General features: G+C 37.1%; 26 protein-coding genes and 4 tRNA genes. 9 read left to right on the top strand and 21 right to left on the bottom strand.

The genetic code is table 11. From position 1 onward, the window contains the following. From AC27IF_RS06095 to AC27IF_RS06105, 3 genes are read left to right on the top strand one after another with little or no spacing between them, the layout of a single operon-like run. Entirely contained in the window at positions 1–804 is an 804-nt protein-coding gene (locus tag AC27IF_RS06095; RefSeq protein WP_487052921.1) for a DUF1365 domain-containing protein, read from the top strand. Positions 805–806: 2 nt separating this feature from the next. Then, a complete protein-coding gene (locus AC27IF_RS06100) occupies positions 807–2033 on the top strand; it encodes a class I SAM-dependent methyltransferase (RefSeq protein WP_487052922.1) in 1227 nt (408 codons plus the stop codon). Between the two features lie 7 nt (positions 2034–2040). Then, positions 2041–2580, top strand: coding sequence for a lipocalin family protein (locus AC27IF_RS06105; protein WP_487052923.1), 540 nt, complete (start codon positions 2041–2043; stop codon positions 2578–2580). 257 nt (positions 2581–2837) lie between these two features. Here the strand turns inward: AC27IF_RS06105 and AC27IF_RS06110 are convergent, their stop codons facing one another. From AC27IF_RS06110 to AC27IF_RS06120, 3 genes are all read right to left on the bottom strand, one after another. Beyond that, complete coding sequence (locus AC27IF_RS06110; RefSeq protein WP_487052925.1) at positions 2838–3047, bottom strand: tyrosine-type recombinase/integrase; 210 nt, start codon at positions 3045–3047, stop codon at positions 2838–2840. A 133-nt stretch (positions 3048–3180) separates the two neighbouring features. Next, on the bottom strand, positions 3181–3825 hold the full coding sequence (locus AC27IF_RS06115) for a PEP-CTERM sorting domain-containing protein (RefSeq protein ID WP_487052926.1): 645 nt from the start codon (positions 3823–3825) through the stop codon (positions 3181–3183). A gap of 282 nt (positions 3826–4107) precedes the next feature. Continuing rightward, a complete protein-coding gene (locus AC27IF_RS06120) occupies positions 4108–4392 on the bottom strand; it encodes a MazG nucleotide pyrophosphohydrolase domain-containing protein (protein WP_487052928.1) in 285 nt (94 codons plus the stop codon). A gap of 162 nt (positions 4393–4554) precedes the next feature. Between AC27IF_RS06120 and AC27IF_RS06125 the strand changes: the two genes are divergently transcribed. The 3 genes from AC27IF_RS06125 (at position 4555) to AC27IF_RS06135 (ending at position 8561) form a co-directional block, all read left to right on the top strand. Continuing rightward, on the top strand, positions 4555–5580 hold the full coding sequence (locus AC27IF_RS06125; protein ID WP_487052930.1) for a helix-turn-helix domain-containing protein: 1026 nt from the start codon (positions 4555–4557) through the stop codon (positions 5578–5580). Between the two features lie 91 nt (positions 5581–5671). After that, positions 5672–7033 (top strand): amidohydrolase family protein, encoded by a 1362-nt coding sequence (locus AC27IF_RS06130; RefSeq protein WP_487052932.1) that lies wholly within the window; start codon positions 5672–5674, stop codon positions 7031–7033. Between the two features lie 376 nt (positions 7034–7409). Next, entirely contained in the window at positions 7410–8561 is a 1152-nt protein-coding gene (locus AC27IF_RS06135) for a serine hydrolase domain-containing protein (RefSeq protein WP_487052933.1), read from the top strand. Positions 8562–8639: 78 nt separating this feature from the next. On the opposite strand, the gene AC27IF_RS06140 is transcribed toward AC27IF_RS06135, so the two are convergent. The 15 genes from AC27IF_RS06140 to AC27IF_RS06210 all read right to left on the bottom strand — a co-directional run bounded on the left by AC27IF_RS06140 (position 8640) and on the right by AC27IF_RS06210 (position 20264). Continuing rightward, positions 8640–8729 (bottom strand) — tRNA-Ser (locus AC27IF_RS06140). Between the two features lie 158 nt (positions 8730–8887). Next, a complete protein-coding gene (nadA, locus tag AC27IF_RS06145) occupies positions 8888–9946 on the bottom strand; it encodes a quinolinate synthase NadA (RefSeq protein ID WP_487052934.1) in 1059 nt (352 codons plus the stop codon). Positions 9947–10350: 404 nt separating this feature from the next. After that, positions 10351–10426: transfer RNA gene (locus AC27IF_RS06150), tRNA-Lys, on the bottom strand. Positions 10427–10505: 79 nt separating this feature from the next. Beyond that, a tRNA-Lys gene (locus AC27IF_RS06155) sits at positions 10506–10581 on the bottom strand. Positions 10582–10767: 186 nt separating this feature from the next. Further along, a tRNA-Lys gene (locus tag AC27IF_RS06160) sits at positions 10768–10843 on the bottom strand. 150 nt (positions 10844–10993) lie between these two features. Then, a complete protein-coding gene (gene ybgF / locus AC27IF_RS06165) occupies positions 10994–11788 on the bottom strand; it encodes a tol-pal system protein YbgF (protein WP_487052935.1) in 795 nt (264 codons plus the stop codon). A 99-nt stretch (positions 11789–11887) separates the two neighbouring features. Continuing rightward, a complete protein-coding gene (gene pal, locus AC27IF_RS06170) occupies positions 11888–12436 on the bottom strand; it encodes a peptidoglycan-associated lipoprotein Pal (RefSeq protein ID WP_487052936.1) in 549 nt (182 codons plus the stop codon). A 63-nt stretch (positions 12437–12499) separates the two neighbouring features. Next, positions 12500–13843, bottom strand: coding sequence for a Tol-Pal system beta propeller repeat protein TolB (gene tolB, locus AC27IF_RS06175; RefSeq protein WP_487052938.1), 1344 nt, complete (start codon positions 13841–13843; stop codon positions 12500–12502). A 41-nt stretch (positions 13844–13884) separates the two neighbouring features. Then, the gene (gene tolA / locus AC27IF_RS06180) at positions 13885–14817 is read right to left on the bottom strand and encodes a cell envelope integrity protein TolA (protein WP_487052939.1); all 933 of its coding nucleotides are present in this window, start codon (positions 14815–14817) and stop codon (positions 13885–13887) included. 1 nt (position 14818) lies between these two features. Continuing rightward, complete coding sequence (gene tolR, locus AC27IF_RS06185; protein WP_487052940.1) at positions 14819–15244, bottom strand: protein TolR; 426 nt, start codon at positions 15242–15244, stop codon at positions 14819–14821. A 15-nt stretch (positions 15245–15259) separates the two neighbouring features. After that, positions 15260–15943: a protein TolQ gene (tolQ, locus tag AC27IF_RS06190; RefSeq protein WP_487052942.1), complete on the bottom strand. Its 684-nt coding sequence runs from the start codon at positions 15941–15943 to the stop codon at positions 15260–15262. Beyond that, entirely contained in the window at positions 15933–16358 is a 426-nt protein-coding gene (ybgC, locus tag AC27IF_RS06195; RefSeq protein ID WP_487052944.1) for a tol-pal system-associated acyl-CoA thioesterase, read from the bottom strand. The genes tolQ and ybgC overlap by 11 nt, the downstream gene beginning before the upstream one ends. Before the next feature lie 637 nt (positions 16359–16995). Further along, complete coding sequence (gene lolE / locus AC27IF_RS06200) at positions 16996–18273, bottom strand: lipoprotein-releasing ABC transporter permease subunit LolE (protein WP_487052946.1); 1278 nt, start codon at positions 18271–18273, stop codon at positions 16996–16998. A 1-nt stretch (position 18274) separates the two neighbouring features. Beyond that, entirely contained in the window at positions 18275–19006 is a 732-nt protein-coding gene (gene lolD, locus AC27IF_RS06205) for a lipoprotein-releasing ABC transporter ATP-binding protein LolD (RefSeq protein WP_487052948.1), read from the bottom strand. After that, complete coding sequence (locus tag AC27IF_RS06210; RefSeq protein WP_487052950.1) at positions 18999–20264, bottom strand: lipoprotein-releasing ABC transporter permease subunit; 1266 nt, start codon at positions 20262–20264, stop codon at positions 18999–19001. Before AC27IF_RS06210 ends, lolD begins: the two co-directional genes overlap by 8 nt. Before the next feature lie 164 nt (positions 20265–20428). On the opposite strand from AC27IF_RS06210, the gene AC27IF_RS06215 reads away from it, so the two are divergent. After that, on the top strand, positions 20429–21031 hold the full coding sequence (locus tag AC27IF_RS06215; RefSeq protein WP_487052952.1) for a PilZ domain-containing protein: 603 nt from the start codon (positions 20429–20431) through the stop codon (positions 21029–21031). Positions 21032–21121: 90 nt separating this feature from the next. On the opposite strand, the gene AC27IF_RS06220 is transcribed toward AC27IF_RS06215, so the two are convergent. After that, positions 21122–22288, bottom strand: a complete 1167-nt coding sequence (locus AC27IF_RS06220) for a methyl-accepting chemotaxis protein (RefSeq protein ID WP_487052953.1) — start codon at positions 22286–22288, stop codon at positions 21122–21124. Positions 22289–22408: 120 nt separating this feature from the next. Here AC27IF_RS06220 and AC27IF_RS06225 point away from each other — a divergent pair, with 120 nt between their 5' ends. Further along, positions 22409–22567: a DUF2897 family protein gene (locus AC27IF_RS06225; RefSeq protein WP_487052955.1), complete on the top strand. Its 159-nt coding sequence runs from the start codon at positions 22409–22411 to the stop codon at positions 22565–22567. A gap of 30 nt (positions 22568–22597) precedes the next feature. On the opposite strand, the gene ppiC is transcribed toward AC27IF_RS06225, so the two are convergent. Beyond that, positions 22598–22876, bottom strand: coding sequence for a peptidylprolyl isomerase PpiC (gene ppiC / locus AC27IF_RS06230; protein ID WP_487052957.1), 279 nt, complete (start codon positions 22874–22876; stop codon positions 22598–22600). A gap of 160 nt (positions 22877–23036) precedes the next feature. On the opposite strand from ppiC, the gene can reads away from it, so the two are divergent. Next, on the top strand, positions 23037–23642 hold the full coding sequence (gene can, locus AC27IF_RS06235; protein WP_487052959.1) for a carbonate dehydratase: 606 nt from the start codon (positions 23037–23039) through the stop codon (positions 23640–23642). A 93-nt stretch (positions 23643–23735) separates the two neighbouring features. Here can and hppD read toward each other — a convergent pair whose 3' ends face one another. After that, entirely contained in the window at positions 23736–24803 is a 1068-nt protein-coding gene (gene hppD, locus AC27IF_RS06240; RefSeq protein WP_487052960.1) for a 4-hydroxyphenylpyruvate dioxygenase, read from the bottom strand. Positions 24804–24879 lie beyond the last annotated feature (76 nt).

Raw genomic sequence — 24879 nt, forward strand, 5'->3', positions numbered from 1 at the left:
ATGAATACTAAAACGATTAATCAAATATATACAGGTAAAATTTATCACCGTAGATTTACACCTAAAAATCACAGCTTTAGTTATCGGTTATTTATGTTGGCCTTAGATGTTGAACAAATGGATCAACAACAGGGTGCAACGGGCGTTTTTGGCTTTTCACGCTTTAACCCCCTTTGGTTTAATGTAAAAGACTACCTAAAGGCGTCGTTTAAGGGTAAAACAAAAAATGATGAAAAAAGTGAACCAAAAACATTATTTGCTCGTATAACAAATAAAGTTCAGCAGCTTGATGGTAAAAGCGATATATCTCGTATCACCATGTTAGCGCAAGTAAGGTGCTTTGGAGTTTACTTTAGTCCCGCGAATTTTTATTTTTGCTACAACGAAAATAATGACTGTGAACAAATGCTCGTTGAGGTGAGTAACACCCCATGGCATGAAAGGCATTATTATTTGGTCGACGTGACAAAAAAAGATATCTGCGAAAAAGAATTCCAAGTATCTCCCTTTATGGACTTAGATATGCGTTATCACTGGCGGGTTAAGCCGCCAGAGCTAACTAATAAACTGCTTATCGAGATTGAAAATTATAAAACCCATGGTGATAATAATAAAGTTTTTGCCGCCGGATTAGCTATGCAGCCTAAACCATTAACGTCACAAAACATTTTCAAAACTTGGTGCAGCTTACCTGTGATGACAATCAAAATAGTCAGCAGTATTTATTGGCAGGCATTAACGTTATTTATTAAGCGCATTCCTTTTATTGGTTATCAAACCTTAGCAGACAAAAAGCGGAGTTAAGCATGGAAAACATTGCATCTATTACCCTAAAAAATAAAATGAGTTGGCTTGAAAATCATTGTCGCAAGCTAGTTTTATCTGTATTTTCAAAAATAAATTATGGCATGTTAGAAGTAGTTGAAGGTACTCAACATAGTTTCTTCCCAGATAAAAATACTAAAGCTAACATTACAGGAAAAATCATTATCCATGACAATAGTGTCTATAAAGATTTTGTTCGCGGCGGTAGTATTGGCGCAGCAGAATCTTTTCTCGAAGGCAAATGGACAAGTCCAGATCTCACCTCGGTAATCCGTATTTTTGCAAAAGCACAACAACAAACCGACCAATTAGAAAAAAAAGGCGCTTGGTTAAACAAACTTAAAAATAAGTTTTTTCATTGGAAAAATCGTAATAATCAGTCTGGATCTAAACGCAATATTCTCGCCCATTATGATTTAGGTAATGAGCTTTACACCCGTTTTCTTGATGACAGCATGATGTATTCATCCGCCATTTACCCATCACCTGAAGCAACATTAGCACAAGCACAACAACATAAATTAAAAACTATTTGTGAACGGTTAGCCTTAACTGAAGATGATCATTTACTAGAGATTGGCACGGGTTGGGGCGGTTTGGCAATTTATGCCGCCAAGCACTATGGCTGTAAAGTCACCACAACAACCATTTCCGATGCACAATATGAGTATGCCCATGACATAGTTAAAGCCAATGGGCTAGAACAGCAAATTACCTTATTAAAAGATGATTACCGTGATCTCAAAGGGCAATTTGATAAATTAGTGTCTATTGAAATGATTGAAGCTGTTGGCTATAAATATTTATCTAGCTTTTTTGAGGTTTGTGATCGCTGCTTAAAGCCGGGGGGAAAACTGTTAATCCAGTCAATCACCATCACCGATCAACGTTTTAATTACTACAAAAACAATGTTGATTTTATTCAGCGGTACATTTTTCCAGGGGGCTTTCTTCCTTCAATCTCAGTGTTATCAAATCACTTAACTAAGCACTCAGATTTAGTGGTCGAAACTATCGACGATATAGGTTTAGATTACGCAAAAACACTCGCTGACTGGCGCACTGCCTTTTTAAACTCTTGGTCAGAATTAACCAACTTCGGTTACGATGAAGAATTTAAACGCTTATGGCTTTATTATTTTGCCTATTGTGAAGGCGCTTTTTTAGAACGTTCTACCAGTACCATTCACTTACTTGCTCGAAAATGAGGTAGCTATGTATCAAGACACTATGTTTAAAGTCATTTTTACATCGATGATAAGCTTGTTATTATCCGCATGTACTAGCATTCCGAAAGGTGTTACACCTGTAGAAAATTTTAATCTTAGTAAATATCAGGGTAAGTGGTATGAAATTGCGCGCCTTGATCATTCATTCGAAAGAGGCTTAGAGCAAATTACTGCTGAGTATCAACTCATGCCAGATGGATACGTAAAAGTCACTAATCGTGGCTATTCTACGGAGGAAAAAATGTGGCGTGAAGCCATAGGTAAAGCAAAATTTGTTGAACGTACTGATATAGGGTTTCTAAAGGTGTCTTTTTTTGGTCCCTTTTACGGCTCCTACGTAATATTCAATCTTGACGAGAAATATCAGCACTCGTTTATTGCTGGCCCTAACACCTCATACCTGTGGCTACTTTCAAGAACACCAACCCCAGATAAAGTCGTTGTAGATGAGTTTATAAAGGTATCCAAAGAATTGGGTTTTGACACTACTAAACTTATTTTCCCTAAGCATTCTGATAACTTATGAGTAGAATGAAGACATAAGCTCATAAGTTAAATTAAGATCTGTTAGGCACATTATTCTATTTCATGGTATTAATTATTTAGTTAAATAGCATCAACTATGAGGCTTTATACTCCAAGTAGTTACCTTATAATAAGTAGCTAAACAGAATTGGCAGTTCGATAGCAGATAGTCAGTACCAATTCCTCATAGGAAACATGTAGGCCTAACTTCGGTTGGGCTTTTTTATACCCTCTGGAACATAACCTCCATCATTAAACCTACCAATAACCCTTCACTTGCTCAACCAGCTGATTTTTCTCTAAATGAGCATAACGGATGGTGGTTGCGATATTTGAATGTCCTAAAATATGTGCAGTTTCCTGAACCGTCATACCATTTTGCACTAATCGACTAGCACACGTATGACGAAAATCATGGACACGGAAATATTCAATACCAGCATTTTGAATTGCTCGACGAATGGACATAGCTTAATACTTACGGGGGTAGCGATTTTATCAGTGAATACAGGTAAATAACTTGGTTTACCAACCACCAGAAACAAAAAAACACCAACCATTACAGTTGATGTTTTCTATAATTTACTAAAAAGAAACTAAATTAAGATTGTTTCTTAAGTCGACGTGATGCTAAACCAATCATTCCTAATGCAAAAATAGCAAGTGTAGATGGCTCTGGTACGTCAACGGCTAGTAGCCCTTGCACATTTGAAATAGAGCCCGCGCTGTAAGAAGTTTCGTCGTGAAGATTACGGACTGCTGCATCATAAAAAACCATCAAGCGAACAGCGTCGAACGTTGTTCCATTATTACCTACAACAGTCAATAAACCACGGTTACTTAAATCCACATCAAATTCAAATCCTGTTGAGAGTCCATTACTAAAAGTCTGCAGCCAAATATATTGTGTACTTGCGTTCCATCCATTTGAAACATTAAACTGCAAGCCTGTTAAATCAATACCACCGTTTGTTGCAATTTCAATATACGCGTTTGCTCCGGAATTTTGATATAGATACTCTGCTGGGTGATTTGCCCAACCTAGACCTGTTCCGATCTCAGTAAATGTATAATTGCTACCTACAAACTGAGTACTTAACAAAAAAGCACTGTTAAATGTACTGTTAGCTTCATCATAATTACTTGTGGCTAATGGAGTAGTAACTATTAAGCCAGCATTAGCTATATTAATTAAACAGTTTAATGATAATGCCAAACCTAAAATTGTTTTTTTCAATAATTTCATTTGATATTCCTTTTTAAGCCTTTCGATTGATTTTGGTGGTAATCGTTCAAATAATAATGAATGAACCATACAAAAAACACACCAACTTTAAAATACTTAAAGTTTACAATGTGATGCGATTTATCGTTAATATTATATTTATTCGTATTGTAAGATAACCTGACACCTAACAACTAACCAATAACCAATAACCAATAACCAATAACCAATAACTAATAACTAATAACTAATCAGATTTATTATCACTAATCTTCCTTACTCTGCCTAATACACGAAAATATTTTACTTAATCCTGCCTCTTGTTCCTCTACTCTCGTTCTTCGCCATTTTCTCAATAATTTTTTTCTCAATATCTATTCCTTGCCAATGGGAAATATCTAATACACGAAGGATGATATCGGCCAGCTCTTCCCCAAATTCATCCGTTGGCTCTTCATTCCGGCACTCATTTATTGCTTCACCAACCTCTGAAGCAACAAGCGCAAGTGCTTCTAGTGTAGTTTTGTTATGCCAACCCATTTTTTCTACCCATAGGTAGTTCTTTTCAGCTATTTCGTTAATATTCATAATTTCATTAAATTAGTGTCAATAAATTTTAATTTACTACTAAATACAGAAAAATTCACTCTAATCATTCAGCTCGAATTTATATAATAGTTCAATGCAGGTTACACTTACCGTATTATAGAAAATAACAGCCCTCACAGACTAAAATACAAGTATCTATCAATGGAAAACCTGAATTTCGTTAACCTAATTCAAGCAGGTATTATTGTCACCGGGGTGCTCGGCGGATTATTGTTATGGCTTACTAAAGCCAAAGAGTTTAGAGGAATTGCAGCTTTACAGATGTTAATTGCATTAGCTGCATGCATCAATATTTTAGAAGAGACGGGGATCACTAAAGATCTTTACCTAATTAGCCCTATTTTTATCTTGTTATTTGGGCCTGCTATCTATTTGGCGACTAAATTACTCATTGACAAGAAGCTAGATAAAACACAGTTTTGGCACCTATTGCCTGCCATTCCCATTCTTCTTTTTACTTCACAGCTACACACTGTCATCGCTATCGGCACAGTTTGGCGTTTGTTTTATGCTGTATTAACCATGTTAATGCTTATGAATTATCAGCGCTCATTGGATGAAGAGCGCTCTGATTCAGATGATTTTTCATTAAGCTGGTTGATATGGGTTTTAGTTATTACCTCGGCATTTAATGCTATTGATCTTATCCGACTTAACTTTCAACAAGCCATCAGTTATGAGCTTAATATCTTAGGCCAAGGTATCAATAATGCCGTGTGGCTTGTTGCAGCTATGATGATTATCATCAAACTGCTGACACAAAAGGAAGTCCCTCTAAATACCAATAAAAGCAATGCAGCTGATAAAAGTAATAATACAGATGAGAGCGACTACAAGTCACTATATGAAGAATTAGATAAGTTATTTGTTAATAATCAATGGTTCCTTACACCTCGCCTGACACTTAATGATGTGAGTAATTTAACTGGGTTACAAACAAGAGATATTTCTAGAGCAATTAACTTAATTACAGGTAAATCCTTTAATGAATATGTGAATAGCTATAGGGTTGATTTTGTTTGTACAACGCTTTTAGAAAATACTCAAAAGTCCCTTACCGACATTGCCGCTGATGCTGGATTTAGCTCCAAGGCGTCATTTAATAAGGTATTCAAGCTTAAAGTTGGTGTAACCCCAACCGAATATAAGTCTCAACATAACGTCTAACATCAAGATACTAGCTTGCTAAAAACCTGATTTTAGACGACCTAACTTGGTTTTCATATTAACTTCTAGCCTTTAACTAAAGGAGTTAACAATGAAAACACTTATATCGCTTTTACTGGTTTTAACAGTGAGCTGCAGTACAAATGAAGTAAAGCTTCAACCATACGAACGCAGTTTTATTTTAAGTAACGTGAATATTGTTGATGTTGAAAACCAAACGATTCTTCCTGCAAAAACACTGGTGATACAAAATGGTAAAATCGACTCAATTAATGATGATTTACCACCATTAACCACTGCTAAGCTAAAAGTCATTGATGGAGGTGGTGGTTACGTTACGCCAGGTCTTATCGATATGCATGTACATACATATGAAAAAGCCGCTTATATCTTAACGTTAAGCCATGGCGTTACCCATGTCAGGGTTATGAATGGTGTACCAAAGCAACTGTTATGGCGAGATAAAATTGCATCAGGTTTGCAACTTGGTAGTACTTCAAGTGTCAGTAGCCCAATCATATCAGGCAATAAAGGCACCTTCCTACATAGAGGCGTTGAAACAGCAGCAGAAGCTAAAAGTGCAGTAAGAGAATATCACTCTTTAGGTTACGATCTAATCAAAGCGTATGGCAGTCTAAACGAAGTAACATTATCCGCTATTGTTGAGGAAAGTCATCGGTTAGGCATCCCGCTAGCAAAGCATGGCCCCCATGCTTCAGGAGACATGCCAATTTCACAGTTAACAGAGATTCAATCTTTTGAACATGTAGAAGATATTTATCAAGGGCCACTTAATTACCAATTTTCACCAAAACGCCTACCAGAAATATTAACAAAGCTTAAAGCAACAAATGTCCCTGTAACACCCACATTGAATATTTACTATCAATTAACCAAATTGAGCATGGAGAAGGAAGATTATTTAGCCACGACTTCAAAGCATTATACTTCTGACATAATAGCGTTTGAAGCCTCTAACAATCAGGTTGAACGCTGGCTACAAGCGTCTAATAAAATGGCTAAACATAACGACAAAACGTTTAAGTTCTTACAGCATATTACCAAGCAAATGCATAACAATAATATTCCTCTACTCGTTGGCTCCGACTCCGGTGTTTTACTATCGCCTCATGGCATAGCTACTCACACTGAAATGCGTTTGTTAGAAGAGTCAGGAATTAACGCTTTTGATGTGTTGACTGCAGCAACATTAACACCAGCCATAACACTTAATTTAGATAATGAAATAGGCAAGATATCAATCAATCATAAAGCTGATTTTATTTTTTCATTATCTAACCCGATTCAAGACTTATCGATACTAAAAGATCCTGAAGCCGTTATAAAAAATGGTCATTGGCACTCAAAAGCGTCACTTAAGCTAATGAGGGCGCAAGCAATTCAAAATCGAAGTATTTGGGAAGAGCTTGGTGTTTTATTTGAAGCTATCTAGAAACAAGACAATAGTAGATGCTTAGCTCTTAAAGATAGCTAACATAATTGACTAGCGAGGCTTGATATATATATGCGTCTAACGAACAGGGTATTAATATCTATGATAGTGATGGCTTACTTTTCTTGGTATCACTATCAGTTAAACATGAAAAGAAATAATAAGTTAATTTATGCAGAAAGCGCATTTATTCTAAATAAGCAATGAGGCCTGCTCCATTAGAAGGAATAAGATTAAAGCGCGTTAATTTGATATGATGATGTTATCACTAGCAGCCTAGTTATTAAGCCAATAGTGTTAACTTATTTATTTCCCGATTGAAAGGTTTGTTGTCGTGTTATTTCGAACTATCTGTTTTGTTTCAACAATGACTTTTATGTCATTTTCTTTTGCCGATGAACTTACAAAGTTCAACCTAGAATTTTCTAAACTAGTTGAAAGCCAACTTCACAAGTACAGTATTCCCGGAGGGGCTTACGTTATTGTTAAAAATAATAAAGTATTTGCTATAGAAACATTCGGCCATACAGATAAAAGTAAAGCACAAAAAGTTAATAATAATACGGTATTTAGATTAGCTTCCGTTTCGAAAACATTTGCCTCTACCATTACGACTATGCTTGCTCAAGAGCAGGTATTAAACTTATCTGACCCTATCACTAAATATGTTCCTCAGTTCACTTTGGCGCAAAATGGTGCTGCAGAAAAGATTCAGATAAAACATTTATTAAGCCATTCAGCAGGCTTAATGCCCAATGCTTATGACAATCTACTCCATGAAAATTGGAGTATAGATAAAATCATAGGACGCTTTGATCGCATAACACCAATTTGTAAGCCCGAGCAATGTTATGGTTATCAGAATATCGCTTATAGCTTGCTACAACCAGCTATTGAGAATAGCCAAGATAAAAGCTACGCAGCTTTACTTGACGAAAGAGTATTTGAACCTTTAAACATGCATAACACGTCTATCGGTTTTAAAGGATATCAACAAGCTAAAATTACGGCAAAGCCTCATGTATTGAGAAAAAAAATTGATACCGGAAAGAAAGATGAAAATGGTAATAAAATTAAGCAGTATATTTGGCGTACCGTTGATGTAGAAAACGATTTTTATAAAGTCGCTCCTGCTGCAGGTGTAAATTCAAGCATTACAGACTTGTCACAATGGCTAATCGCAAATTTAGGCTATAAACCAGCCGTTTTATCAACATCATTATTAACTGAACTCACGACTCCAAGGATTAAAACGAAAAAAGAATTGCGCCGTAGGTACTGGAAGAAGTATTTGAGCGATGCTCATTATGGTTATGGCTGGCGTATATATCAATTTGCTGATACACCAATTATGTATCATTCAGGCTGGGTTAAAGGGTTTCGTGCGGATATAGGCTATTCACCTGAATTAGATATAGGCTTTGCTTTGCTCATAAATGCCGAATCTAACGTCATCAACCAACTATCAAGTCAGTTTTGGGCACAAACTAGCAAATTAATAAAAGAAAATACTAAGCAAAAAATTTAATACTTTCTGCACTCTAGTTTTTGATAGATCCCTTCCCAATAAAAAAGGTCTTAGAAATAAATCTAAGACCTCATAATATGGCGGTGAGCGAGAGATTCGAACTCTCGTTAGGGATTAACCTAAACACACTTTCCAGGCGTGCGCCTTCAGCCACTCAGCCAGCTCACCAAAATTTTTGATAGTGTTTAATGTGTTATCAACACGGTTTTCATTAATGCGATAAAGCTGCGCTATGGTAGTGAAAAAGCATATAGCGCGCAAGTCTAAATGCTTAATTAAATGTATAAAACCAAGGTATTGGTTAAAATAAAACCAACTTTATCAACCTAAGCGTTACCTTTAACTTTTAATTTATTTTCTGCAGCAAAATTTAACATTCTGTGTAATGGAATTAAGGCTTTTTTGGCTAGTTCGGTATCAACTGTTATTTCTTTACCTTCTGGGCTTTCTAGCGCCTCTGCAATCGATTTTAAGCCATTCATCGCCATCCAAGGGCAATTAGCACAGCTACGACATGTTGCACCATTTCCACCTGTTGGAGCAGCTACAAAAGTTTTGTCAGGGTTTGCTTGTTCCATCTTATAAAAGATGCCTTTATCAGTCGCAACAATAAAGTGCTGATTTGGCATATCTTGACTAGCTTTAATTAACTGACTTGTTGAACCAACAGCATCTGCCATTTCCACAACATTAGCTGGTGATTCAGGGTGGACCAATACTGCCGCTTCTGGAAACTGCATTTTTAAATCTCGTAACGCCTTAGCTTTAAACTCATCATGTACTATACAGGCGCCTTGCCACATTAGCATTTCTGCGCCTGTCTCTTTTTCAATGTACGAGCCTAGGTGACGGTCAGGTCCCCATAGAATAGGTTTACCTTCACTCTCAAGCATTTCAACGATTTCTAGTGCAATACTTGACGTTACTACCCAATCAGCACGCGCTTTAACCGCAGCTGAGGTATTAGCATAAACTACAACAGTATGATCAGGATGTTCATCACAAAACGCGGAGAATTCATCAATAGGACAGCCTAAATCTAAAGAGCATGTTGCTTCTAGCTCTGGCATAAGTACTGTTTTCTCAGGGGTCAATATTTTTGCTGTTTCCCCCATAAACTTAACACCTGCCACAATAAGTGTTTCTGCAGGATGTTGGTTACCAAAGCGAGCCATCTCTAATGAGTCAGCTACACAACCACCCGTTTCTTCAGCAAGAGCTTGGATTTCAGGATCAGTATAATAATGAGCGACCAAAACGGCATTCTTTTCAACCAATAGCGCTTTAATTTTGGCTAGGTATTTTGCCTTTTCATCGACACTTAACAACGTAGGCTTAGCTGGAAATTGAAAATCAAAATCAACAGCGGCATTAGATTGGCTCATTATTTATCTCTGTAATTGTAATAACTAATTGTCTTAAAACGCGGTGATTATAAGGGAAATAGAGAAAAATGTGTAGTATAGAGTTACCAATAATAAGTGGCGAGGGAGACTATGTTATTCCAATATTATTAGTTCTTTCTAACTCAGTGTAATTTACCGACTTACTTCTAGTTTAAGCTGTTAAATTACATAAACATGTCGGAATAAATTCGCACATACAATTTACGATATTCTGAATCTTCGAGATAACTTAAATAAACGATTAAAAGCCTTGGCTTGCTATATAACTATCAAAGAAGAAAGAGAAAGTGGTCGACCTTGAAGGATTTGAACCTTCGAGATAACTTGCATAAACGGTTAAAAGCCTTGGCTTGCTAAATAACTATCAGAGAAGAAAGAGAAAGTGGTCGGCCGTGAAGGATTTGAACCTTCGACAAATTGGTTAAAAGCCAACTGCTCTACCAACTGAGCTAACGGCCGACATATTGTGTTGTTAGAAAATATCTAACGTGCCTAGGAGGCATTTACTGCGTTTAACCTGAAGGTTAAACTAAAAAAGTGGTCGGCCGTGAAGGATTTGAACCTTCGACAAATTGGTTAAAAGCCAACTGCTCTACCAACTGAGCTAACGGCCGACGATAATTTATTTTGTTGAGAATTACTCAACCTACAGTTTAACTCTGTAGATTTTTTTAGTTTTAAACATACTTGCTTTAAACTTAAAAAGACGTGGTCTGCATGAATTATAGACCTTCATGCTGACTTGGGTTAATCAGTTTTAAGCCTTAACTTAAAATAACTTAATTAATCCAAAGATAAAGTGGTCGGCCGTGAAGGATTTGAACCTTCGACAAATTGGTTAAAAGCCAACTGCTCTACCAACTGAGCTAACGGCCGACATTGCGATGGGGTTGGTGCCTCAACGCGCCGCATATGATACTGATATAAAAATTTAGTGCAACAACAAATTTCGTTTTTTTTAGCTTTATTTCTCGTTTGCCTAAAAACACAGCAAAGCGCTAGTTTTGTCGGCAATAAAAAGGCGACTTATTGTACTAAATTTTCTAAACGAGGTTTTGCTAGCTGAGCAGATGTTGAATCAGGGTATTCACTTAATAGTTGACGATATAAATTTACCGCTTTGCTATTGTTATTATTCTGTTGAGCAACCATAGCAAGTTTTAATAATGCGTCCGGTCTTTTGCCTGAATCAGTATGTTGCTCGACAACAATTGAAAATTCTTTTTCGGCCTCAACTAATTCACCTTTATTAAATAATAACTGCCCTAACCAATAATGTGCATTAGGTGCATAAGATGATTGCGGATATGTTTCATTGAAACTACGAAAAGCAGGAATTGCTTCCTCATAACGTTTATCTTTAAGCACAAGGTTCAATGCTTTGTCATACGCTTCATTTTCAGTTAAATCGTTACTATAGCTTTGTGATACAGGCGCAGTGTCAACAGCTATTGCACTTGGTACTTGTGCTGTTGGTTTCAACGCTTCTCTTACTCGTCTATCAAGCTCTTGATAAAGCTCTCGTTGACGCTCAAGCACTTGTGAAAGCTGATGCGTATGTAGCTCGGTAACACCTCTCAATTCATTAACCTGAGTTTGCATATCATCAAGCTGACGCTGAACATTCACTTGAGCTCGATTACGGGCGTCAAGCTTTCGTTCTACGCTTGCAAGTTGTTCGGTTAATGAGCCAGGGGCTGGAGAAGATTGATTTGAAGAGCTAACGTCTATAACTGGCGCTTGTGCTGCTAATACTAACGGAGTAGTAGCAGTAAGCATAAGACCAAATAAAGCCGTTCTAGGAGGAAAGGCAAGTTTCATTTTTTGACCTATCTATGACTAAGAAAATCACATTGCATTTTGAAATTAAAATATAGCCACTAAAAAGTGGCTATAGGTAACAGCTAATAAAATTAGCGATTAATATACGATTACAGCACGACGGTTTTTAGCGAAAGCATCTTCAGAGCGATCTTTAACCATAGGCTTTTCTTCTCCGTAGCTTACTACAGATAATTGATCCGCCATAACACCCATGTTTTCTAGGTAAGTCATTACCGCTTTAGCACGACGCTCGCCTAATGCAATATTGTACTCAGGTGTACCACGTTCATCAGCATGACCTTCAATGTTCACTTTAACATCAGTGTTTGCTGTTAAAAATTTAGCATGTGCATCTAAAATGTTAGCGAATTCATCGTTTACATTTGATACATCAAAATCGAAATAGATAATGTGCTCTGCACGTAATTTATCTAATTCTTGACGCTTTTGTTCTTCAATCGCAGCCGCTTTCTTAGCAGCTTGAACTCTTACCGCCTCTTCAGCTTCTGCTTTTTGTTGAGCAATAACTTCAGCATTAGTATCAACAGTTGTTTCATCAGTGCCTTCATCATTTGAGCTACAAGCTGCTAGGGCTAAAAGAGGTAAAGCAATAACTGCATTTTTAAGTGTTTTATTTAAGCGCATTTTTTTTCCTTAATTGCAAAAGTAGTAATTTAAAATTATTTTCATTTTTAGTATAAAAAGCTTTTATAAAAATGGTGACCAAGCGGGTGATTTTACTTGCCCATCCAGTGCTGGTAACCGTGCTTTAAAGCGCCCGTCTACCGACACTAACCCCAATACTTGCCTATTATTATGCAAGGTTGAGTATATTATCATTCCGCCATTAGGTGAAACACTTGGCGATTCATCTAAGCGGGTTTTGGTTAATACTTGAAATAAACCAGAGCCCAACTCTTGCTTAGCAAGACGATACTGGCCACGTGTTCTATTAACCATAATTAGTTGCTTACCATCTGGCGTAACTGACCCACCTAGGTTCATTTCACCGTCAAAAGTTAAACGTCTAATTTTACCGTCGACTAAATTTACGCGATATAGCTGCGGTTTACCACCCCGTTCTGAACTAAATACCAAAGATTTACCATCTGGAGTCCAACTTGGCTCGGTATCTATGGCTCTATTTCGAGTAACTCGACGTAATTTTTGGGTAGCTAACGTCATTACATACAAGTCAGGATTACCATCTTTAGATAAAACCATTGCCATTTGTTTACCGTCTGGTGAAAACCTAGGCGCACTATTTATACCTTTAAAAGAGCTAATTAATTTACGTTGCCCTGTGTAAATATTCATCGTATGGATCTGAGCTTGACGATTTTCAAACGACACATACGCTAGCTGTTCACCATCAGGGTGCCAAGACGGTGACATCAATGGCTCCTTAGAACTTAACAAGACTTGTTCGTTAAAACCATCATAATCAGCAAAAGCTAATTGATATGGGAACTTTCCTTGATCACGAACAATAACGTAAGCAATTTGAGTTAAGAATGCTCCTTTACTGCCGGTTAATGCTTCGTATACCGCATTACTGATAGTGTGGGCGTAACGGCGAAATTGTTCACTGCCAATTTGGGCGCTACTTTGACTTAATATATGATCACGAGTTTGTACCAGCTCGCCATTACTGAGCATAGATGCTTGACCACCCGTAATTTGACCACGGATCACATCAACTAACTGGTAGCTTACTTGATACTTGCCTACGGTAGTTTCTTGAATTTGTCCAATTACAACGGCTTCAACACCTATACTTGCCCAAGCACTGTAATCAATATTTTTCGCTGAGGTTGGTGATTGTGGAAATTTATTAGCATTAACAGGGCTAAATTTACCACTTCGTAATAAATCATCACTGATCACTTTTGAAATACTATCAGGTGGCTCACCAGCTCCTTGCCATTGAAAAGGCAATACAGCAATTGGGCGAGCACTATCTACGCCACCGGTTATCACTATTTCTAGTGTTGCCATAGCCGAAGTAGAAAGTAAGGTTATAAAAAGTCCAAGGAGTAATTTAATTTTCATTGTTCACTTATTATTCTATTTAAAGTTTTAAATTGGTTCAGTTAAAATTCAGGTTTTACGGCTACACTGATATTACGCATCCGCTCAAAGACTTCAGGGTCTTTCGAAACAGGCAAGGTACCCGCTTTGTATACAGCTTGTTTCGCAGCTTCACAGACAACTCGATCACCACTGCCGTTAGTAACAAACTGCACATTACCCGATGGTGCAAGACTTATGGTTAATTTACAAGACTTTCCTTCCATCGTACTACGATCTCTTAACATTCTCTGGGTAATCATACTAGTAATTAAGGCACCATATCGCTGAACTTCAGTCATCATTTGTTGTTGACGCGCTTTATTTCGTGTCGCCATTTCAGCTGCCATTTGTTCAGCTAATATCTTGTCTTGCAATGCTTTTTCAGCGGCTTCTTCGGCTTTACGCTTGCGTTCGGCAGCTTGCTTTTTACGAATTTCATCGGCTTTTTTCGCTGCTGCTTCTGCTTTTAGTCGCTTAGAGCGAGCTAGTGCTGCGGCATCTTCTGCTTTTTGCTGCTCTTGCTCTTTTTGTTTTCTTATCGATTCTGCTTTAGCCGCTTTCGCTGCAGATTCTTTAGCCGCTTTATCAGCACGGTTTTTCTCTTGCTCTTTTTGCTTGCGTTGCTGCTCTAATTTTTTAATACGTGCTTCTTCTTTAGCACGACGCTTTTTAGCATCACTGGCACGCTTTTCAATATCTCTTAAGCGCCTTTTCTCAGCAGCTTTATCATCTGCTTTTTGCTTCTTAATCTTATTAATTGCTTTTTGTAACTTCTCTGCATTAACAACAGTAGCTTCTATGGGCTTAGCTTGTTCAGCAGCTGAGGGAGTTTGCTTAGGTTTCAATTGAGTACTGAAGTCACCCATAAATAATACTGCAACCAAAGCAATATGTAAGATGATACTTAACCAAATGGCTTTAATAAGTGTACTGCGATCATACTTCTGATCCACTTTATTTCTCCAATGAATCAGTCATTAAGCCGACAGAAGGTACGCCCGCAACTGTTTGCAGTAATACCATTAACTGTATAACAGCATCATAAGACACTGCACCATCGCCATTAACAACCACAGGTGTATCAGGATTAACGGCTAAGTGTGCCTTCACTAAAGTTGCGACTTCTTCTGCAGATAACGGCTCTTTGTCATTTGCGCCAAGGGTTATGTAATACAGACCTTGGGCATCAACGGATGCCACTAATGGCGGTTTAGTATCTTTGTCCATCGGCTCTGCTTCTGCCTTAGGCAAATCTACTTTTACCCCTTGAGTAATAAGGGGGGCGGTAACCATAAATATAATGAGTAGTACTAACATAACATCAATGTACGGTACTACATTGATTTCAGCTACTTTGCGGCGTCTAACTCTTTGATACATAGTTCTAGCCTTATATTATGCTTGTGGCTCAATTACGGATTGTCGCTGTAAGATACTTGAAAATTCTTCCATAAAATTACCGTAACTGTTTTCAAGCTTTTCTACTTTATGACTGAAGCGGTTAAAGGCCATTACGGCTGGTATCGCTGCAAACAAGCCCATTGCTGTCGCGATCAGTGCTTCTGCAATACCTGGTGCTACCATAGCTAAAGTCGCTTGTTGTACTGAGCCTAAACCAATAAAAGAGTTCATGATGCCCCATACGGTACCGAATAAACCAATGTAAGGGCTAATAGACCCAACTGTCGCCATAAAAGGTAAATGGGTTTCTAAGCTATCAACTTCACGAGATAACGCTACACGCATAGCACGGTGAGTGCCATCAACAATAGTATGAGGATCGTTTATTTTGCTTTTACGTAAACGGGCAAACTCTTTAAAACCAGCAACGAATAAACTTTCTATCCCTTGAATTTGATTTTTAACTGAGATTTCGTTGTATAACTTACTTAAATCAGCACCACTCCAAAATTTATCTTCAAATTGCTTTAATTGTACTTTAGCTGTGTTCAATGCTTGTCGACGTTGAAAAATCATCGCCCAACAGGCAATAGAAAAGCCAAGTAAAGTTAACATCACAAATTTAACCAATAAGCTGGCTTCTAACACAAGTTCAAATATTGAAAATTCAGCAGACACGTTTAAACGCTCCTAATATAGATTCTGGAATAGCCACAGGTTTTGCTCGTTGAGAGTCATGACTTTGAAAATTTACACAAGCAACACGTACTATAGCTGTACATATTACTTGTTGTGCCTGGTTGGTTATTTGTTGATGAAAAACTAAACTAGCGCGTTTGAGCGTAGCAATTGAAGATTGCACTTCAAGTAAGTCATCTAATTTGGCCGAAGCAACATTGTTCATTTCAACCTTTCTGACCACAAAACCTATATTTTGTTCTAAATATTTTGTTTGATTTATACCAAGCTCTCTTAACCATTCAGTTCGAGCTCGTTCAAAAAATTTCAAATAATTTGCATAATAAACGATACCACCAGCATCGGTATCTTCATAATAAACTCGCACGGAATATTTTTGACTAGTATTAGGCATTTACAGCAAGGTTTTGCAGGGTAACTGAAAGATAATTCTATAGTAATAGATAACCTAGCAGACAAACAAGACGTTAAACATGAATAATTACATTTTCAGACAAAAAATTCATTATTATGGCTGTTATCAATAACTATTTAAAAACACAATTTAACTAATCATAATTATGACTAATAATTCAAAATATAATTATGCAGATTTTCTGATAAAACCCAACAAATACTAACTCAACAAATACTAACTCAACAATGAATAAATATACACATAAACCCAAGCAAAACCACCCCGACTAATGCATTAGTTTTTCTAATGCGAAAAGGTATTTTTTTTAGTTTGTGATAATAATGGCGTACGTCTAAACTGGCTTTGTTTTCTGGTTTAGCTTCTATAGCTAGCGCAAAGATGAGTTTACTTTTCCCCGTATGACCACCTTTAGCCGGAAGACATGATTGGATACATTGCTATCTTTTCTCTCTGACATGTTTCTTGGAGCTTTCTCTTTGAAAAAGACTTCCTTCTATCAGCTTGATATTTAAGTTGGCCCGTAACGAATGTTACGGGCTTTTTTTTGCCTGAAATAAAGCGGATGGCATTTTCATATACGAAGGGGCACAAGCCGAGCTTATTACTCGCTTAACTATAATTGTCCTAATACTTGGGCTGGTTCAATTTTTGTTGCTCGCCATGCGGGATAAATAGTCGCCACAAGAGACATGAACAAAGCCGTACCTACCGTAATGTAGACATCTTGTAACTGTAATTGACTGGGAATATGATCGATAAAATACACATCAGCAGATAACAATTGCATTGAAAAAAGGCGCTCAAAAAACATCACAATATCAGCAAGGTTTAACGATAAATAAACTCCAATAACGCCACCAAGTAGACAGCCCAAAACGCCATTGACTAACCCTTGATAAATAAATGTCAGCATAATCACGCTACTAGGTGCGCCCATCGTTTTCAATATGGCGATATCACCTTGTTTCTCATTAACCGCCATAATTAAAGTAGAGACAATATTGAAACTTGCCACGGCAATCACTAACACTAAAACGATAAACATTACCATGCGAACAAGTTGAATATCATTGTATAAATGTCCTTGGCTGCGTGTCCAATCCATAATATATACATAGTGATCAAAATTATAAGCAACTTTTCTTGCAATATGAGGCGCTGAAAAAACATCAGCCACTTTTATACGTATCCCTTGTGCTTCAAGGGGTTGATATCCTCTGATGCTCGCTGCCTGTGATATTGGTATATAAGCGAGGGTTTCGTCAATAGTACCGCCGAATTTAAAGATTCCCACAATGGTCATATGACGCTTTATCGGCGCAGCAAATACTTGCTGGCTATTACCCTGCTCTTGTGATGCTGAAGATAATAGCAATTGAACTTTATCGCCTACTGTAACCGACAGTTTTTTAGCAACACCCGCGCCAATAACAATACCATCTGATTGCTGCATAGCGTCAGAGTCATTTAATGCTTGCCAACTTCCTGAAATTATATATTTCTCAATATCAGATACTGTGGTTTCAAGCTTAGGCTCAACTCCTCTAATCTCTAATGCTTTTAAGTTGGTTTTGTGCTGCATCATACCCGTTAAACTAATTACAGGAGCAGCGGCTAATACTTGTTGTTCAGTTTGAATTTGTTTAAGACTGGCGGGCCAATTATCTATTGGGCTATTCACTGACATTAATTCAGCATGCGGTACGATAGATAATAACCTTTTCGCTAATTCACGCTCAAAACCATTCATTGTGCTTAGCGCTACAATTAACACTAAAGTCCCTAAAGCAATACCAATAGTCGATGAAGCGGATATAAAACTAGAAAAGCCACGACCATGACGGCTGCGAACATATCGTAATGCGAGAAAAACACTAAAAGGTTTAAACATATTAGCTTTGCTCTGGCTCGGTAATGGGCTCTACTTCTGCATAGGCTTTCTTGGCTATAAATGGTGATAACTTGCCATGATCTAGTTGCAGCTGTCTGTCCATACGCATCGCTAAAGCAATATCGTGAGTCACAATAACAAAACTTGTCTGTACTTTTTCGTTGAGCTCTCTAATCAATTGGTAGATTTGCTCAGCGGTATCACTATCTAAATTCCCAGTAGGCTCATCAGCTAATATAAGTGCAGGTTTTGTCACCAAAGCGCGTGCGATTGCTGTACGCTGACGTTCACCACCAGATAATTGGCTTGGTCTATGACTGCTACGGTGAGCTAAACCTACTTGAGCTAAAACATCGCTAGCCGCTTTCATGGCTGCTTTGGCGCTATCACCACGGATCATTAAAGGCATGGCAACATTTTCAAGGGCTGTGAATTCCATCATCAAATGATGAAATTGATAAATAAAACCAATATTTTTATTGCGAAATGCCGCTCGTTCTTTATCTGATAAGCTGAGTATATTGGTACCATTAATATACACTTCACCCGTGGTTGGTAGATCTAAAGCGCCGGCAAGGTGTAAAAAAGTGCTTTTACCACACCCCGAGCTGCCAACGATTGCTAAAAGCTCACCTTTACTCACACTTAACTCAAGTTTATCTAATACAGGCGTTTCTATTTCACCCTGAGAATAAGATTTAGATAATTGACTACAATGTAAAACTTTACTCATTACGTAACACCTCTGCCGGTTGAGTATTTGACGCTTGGAAAGCTGGATAGAGTGTTGCTATAAAACACATAAGTAAGGCTGAAATAGCAATAACTACAACGTTAATTATTTCAAGTTGCATCGGTAATTGCTGAGCCGCATATGCTGAGCCAAAAATATTAACACCCAGCAGACTTAAGACATCATTCAAGTAATGGCTTATTAAGACACCTAAAATTGTACCTAAACTGACTCCCCATAAACCATTTACCATGCCTTGGGTGATAAAAATTTTAACTACGCCTACTTTAGATAAGCCTAAAGTTTGCAAAATACCTATCTCACCTTGTTTTTCAACCACTACCATTACAAGAGCTGAAACAATATTAAAAGCGGCAACGGCAACAATTAAACTTAGCATCAACCACATCATTTTCTTCTCCATATTGACCGCAGAAAACAGTGCACCTTGGCTATCATTCCAGGTAGTAAATGTTAAGTTTTGCTCGCTAATAGTTGTTTTTAACTGATTGTTATTTTGCAATGCTGCAACGACTTTAGTGGCATTAAAAGCATCATCTAAATATAAACGTAGCTGCTCAATACCATCACCTTTGCGCCTCAAAAGTTTCGCGCCATACTTGCTGTGGATATAAACCATGGCGTCATCTACTTGCGAGCCAACATCAAAAATTCCAGTCACAGTAAAAGTGCGCTGAACGGGGATCCGCCCCATCGGCGTGAAAATGGTTTTATTGGGTAAAACAAGTCGAATAGTATCATGTAAAGATATATTCAATTTATTGGCCAGTGAACGACCTAAAACAATACTATATTTGTGCTCAGTTAAACTGGCTAAACTTCCTGCAACCATATGTTGCTCAATAATGTTGCCTTGCTCATATTCAGGAATAATTCCTTGAAGCATAACTCCACGTAAATTATCTGGCGATTGAATAAGTGCTTCACTACTTAATAAAGGAGTAACTTTATTGACATGTTCTTGCGTTAATAATGTTTGCCTTAACTGTTGCCAATGCGCTAGATTCCCTTGTTCATTAGGCTTATCACTTGTAACAATAATTTGCGGGACAATACCGAGTATTCTTTGCTTTAATGCGCCTTCAAAGCCATTCATCACAGATACAACCGTGATCAATGAAGCTACGCCAAGTAAAATACCGACAGTAGAGAAAAAGGTAATAAAAGAGATAAAGCCAGTACTTTTTTTGCTACGGCTATAACGTAAACCAATAAACAGGCTAACAGGTTGAAACATTTAATTATTGTTACTAAAACGGATAATGAAAAATTAAACGCTAGCATAACACAACCATAACTCTTGTCTGAATTAAAGATACTTAAAAGCCAAGATATCTGCTATAAGTTTGTTATTACGCGATTTTTATATAACTCATTAAGAGCTAACCAAAAGTGACATCAATGAACCACGAAACAACAGAGCAAAAACTTACCAAGTACCATGAGTTTTTTTCAATTGCTCATGAATTTAATATCAATATTTTACCTTTAGATGCTAATAAGGTGACTAGTTTCGAACAGTTTGTAGCCGATATGCCGGCACCATTTAAGATGGCTAGTGACATTTCGACCATAGATCAAGCTGCACTGCGTCCACTACAAGGTTTGTCAGGTGTAGCCAGCCAACTGGTTGATTTTTTGAATCATCAGAGTGAGAAAATCAACTTGCTTATGGGTTATATTTTAAGCCAACAAGATGAAGAGCAGCATAGATATCAAGGTATAGAATTTGGTGGTGGTGGTTTACTATTTATTTCAGAAAATGCCTTTGAGCTAGGACAAATCGCCGAGATGAAAATATTTCTAGCGGCAGAAAGTTGTGCTGTATATTGTTATGGAGAAATTATCGCCGTTGAACAGGTGGGTGATAGCTATCAGCATAAAACTATTTTTCATTTTATTCGAGAAGATGATAGAGAAGTACTGGTTCGTACAAGTTTGCATGAACAGTCTAGACAATTACAGCGCTTAGCAAAACAAAGAGATCAAGACGCTAAAGATTAAGATTTTTAATCCTCTATTTTACATGACCCAAATAGAGGATTATCCGATTTATATTGCTATGGAGAAACGCATAACCATAGCATCAATTATTTAAACACAAATACGATTTAATGTTACATCAACTTCCGCTGAAGTTTGTTGTTGCTGCTGAGCATGATCTGCAACCACCTCCAAACCGTCATTAATTTCTCGAGATAATGAAACTACCGCCATCATATTATCGTTAATAGTGGCCGTAGCACTTTGTTGCTCTTGTGTACCGCTCGCTATTTGAGAAGTTAACATGTCGACTTCATTGAATGCTTGACCTATTTTCTCTAATGCAGAAACCACTTCAGCAGATTGTGACAAACTCGTTTGTGACAATCCTTGCCCTCTTGACACAGCCGCTACTGCATTTGATGTTTTAGCTTGCAAGCCTTCAACCATAGATTGAATTTCAACCGTAGCTTCCTGAGTACGATGGGCTAATGCTCTTACTTCATCCGCAACCACAGCAAAACCACGTCCTTGCTCACCCGCCCTAGCCGCTTCAATGGCTGCGTTTAATGCCAGTAAATTGGTTTGCTCTGCAATACCACGTATTACATCAAGTACCGAGCCAATACGAGCGCTTTCTTCTTGTAAAAGTGCTAAATCATTAGCCATACTTTCCACTTCATTAGCAAATGAAGTAATCGTATCTTTACTTGTACTGGAAGATTCAACGCCATGATTTAAAGTTTTCATCACCACACCAGTTGTTTCACTGACTTGCATCGCACTGTTAGATAATTCAGCAGAAGTTTTAGCTACATTTTCTATAGATTGCGCCATTTGCTCAACTTGGTTAACTGATTCATTAAGAGAGGAAACAGACTCGGTCATTTGCGATGATAAACTATTAGAGCCCTGATTAAGTGTTTCAGATTCATGGCGTATTTCACTGACAATATCTGACAAACCAACAATAAAACTACTTAACTCATTAATGACTTCACTAAGATCGTCTTGGCCATTATCACTCAAAGGCTCAGATGGCGCTTTTTCAGTATTTACGACAAGAGCAAGGTAGTTTTTAAGTGAGGAAATTCGATCGGTTAACAGTTTTGATGAGTAGACATAACTAGCAACAGCTTGAAGCACAACCAGTACCAAGACCAGTGTTATGACACTAAACTTGCTTAAATCATCAGGAGAAAGCAATAGTGCTAAAGTGAAAAGAATACCGACAACCACTGTAGGTGCAAGCAATTTAATACTTAAACGATTATTCATAACGTTATCCGAAAAGAGTTATTATTATTGTTAGTTTTTGACTAAGATAAGTTACCTTTAAATAAACAATTTTGCTATGATTATTTTACACAAATGCACAAAAATATGGTGGCGGTGTTTATGGCAATTTTAGTCTCAATTTTGGCTTTAGGGATTGTTATTGGTGGTGTGCTTCTATTAAAAAAATCCGCTAATAAATTTAATTTAACACCAGAACAACTATCTGAAATTAAAGAAAGAAATAAAGAACTTGATAAAGAGGATGCTGAACAAGATTAGTCCCCTTCCTCCCTAATTAGTTTCGAAATATTAATTTCGATATAGAGTTTTTATTAAATGGTAGCCAAATTTCGTTTTGATAGGTCCATGCACTTTTAATAATTCTTTTTTAAACACTACGTCATCAAAAGCTTTAACCATTTGTCCACGACGAAATTCACCTAAGTCACCGCCCTTCTTCTTTGACGGACATATGGAAAATTTTCTCGCTAGTTGTCCAAAATCTCCCCCTTTATCTAATTTAGATTTCAACTCTAACGCTTGTTTCTCTGTTTTTACCAAAATATGAACGGCTGCTGCACTCGCCATTATTTACCTCAATGTTCTGCTGTGTTCTTATCTGTATTATACCCAGTTATTAAATAACTGGTAATACCATATTTTACTTTGACTAATGGCTTTATTGACATAAAATGTCGCAGTCTACTCTCAAGCCATTGGGATAACAGTTATTAATTAGGTATGAAATATGAGCACAATAAAGCATTTATTTGAAAAAAACAGACAATGGGCCGATAAGGTTAATCAAGAAGATCCCAATTTTTTTAAATCGCTATCAGAACAACAATCTCCTAAATATTTATGGATAGGTTGCTCTGACTCCCGCGTACCAGCTAACGAATTATTAGGTATGCAACCAGGTGAAGTCTTCGTACACCGTAATATTGCTAACCAAGTGATTTACACCGATTTAAACTGCTTATCCGTAATTCAATATGCAGTAGATGTACTAAAAGTGGAAGAAATTATTGTTTGTGGTCATTACGGCTGCGGTGGCGTAATAGCCTCGATGGATAATAATAGCCATGGGCTAATTGATAACTGGTTACACCATATTGAAGATGTGTATCGTTTTCATAAAGATAAAATGGATAGCATTACCGATGAAAAAGAGCGGGTAAATTTAATGTGTGAATTGAATGTTATTGAGCAAGTAGCTAATGTGTGCAAAACAACAACACTTCAAAATGCTTGGCGAAACAACCAAAACGTTACCGTACATGGATTAGTATACAACTTACATGATGGTATTTTAAAAGACTTAAATGTTTCAGTAAATAAGAGTGATAGTTAGTAAAAAATATCTTTAATAATCCCAAGCAACCAAAATAGTTTGGTTGCTTGGGTTAGCAATTATAACTTCCTGTTTGTTTTAACAGTTATCTAACTAGAGTACACCGCGTTCCATTTGGTTTAATTCAATCGATTTGAATAAAGTAGAAAAGTTACCTTCCCCAAAACCTTGATCATTAACACGCTGGATCATTTCAATAAAAATAGGACCAAATAAGTTTTTAGTGAATATTTGCAACAGGTAAGTATTCTCTCCTTGGCTATCTACTAATATTTGATGCTGTTTGATTTTCTCTTTATCTTCTTTAATCCATGGAACGCGATTAAAAATCTCATCATAATATTCTGGCACTATATGCAAGGTATCTACGATATCTCTGTCTAGTTTATCTAAAGAATCAACTAAATCATCGGTAATAAAGGCTAAGTGCTGTACACCTGGGCCATTATATTCATCTAAATACTCATCAATTTGATTATCTTTATTGCCTTTACCTTCATTGATTGGAATACAAAATTTGCCACAAGGTGATTGCAGTGCATAAGAAACTAACGCAGTTTTAACGCCCTTGATGTCAAAATAACGTACTTCTGTAAAACCAAACACACCTTTATAAAAGTCTGCCCATTTCTGCATGGTGCCTTGATAAACATTGTTGGTTAGATGATCAACGGCTAAAAATCCTTTATCTTCGACATTCACAGGCATGTCATGAGCAACAAAGTCGGTATCATAAATAGCGCCTTTGTTTTTACCTTCCTGTTTAAAATTATCTACAAAATAAATTAAGCTATCTCCGATACCGAAAATGGCAGGATAAGGTAATTTATTTTCTTCATTCATCGCTGATTTAGCACCACGTTTAATGGCTTGTTCAAATGCAAAATCAGCATCTTCAACACGCCAGCCCATAGAGCAGATAGCTGGGCCATGGCTTTTAGCGAACTCTTTTGAAAAGCCTGTGGTTTCTCTATTAAGTAAAAAGTGAATATCATTTTGATTAAAGTAATCAATATCACGACCTTTAAACTTTTTAGTTTTTGAAAACCCAAAACCATAAAAAGCTTTTTCCATGAAGTCTGAGTCAGGGCTAGCATACTCAGTAAATTCTATACCACAAAGTTTTAATGGATTAAGTGCTGAAGCGGTAACATCTGTCATGTATCTATCTCTTATTCTAAAATATTCACGACTCAAATAGCTGAGGTCCGTGTTGTAATAACTTCATTATCTAGTG

Source organism: Colwellia sp. KS18-150 (assembly GCF_057551365.1).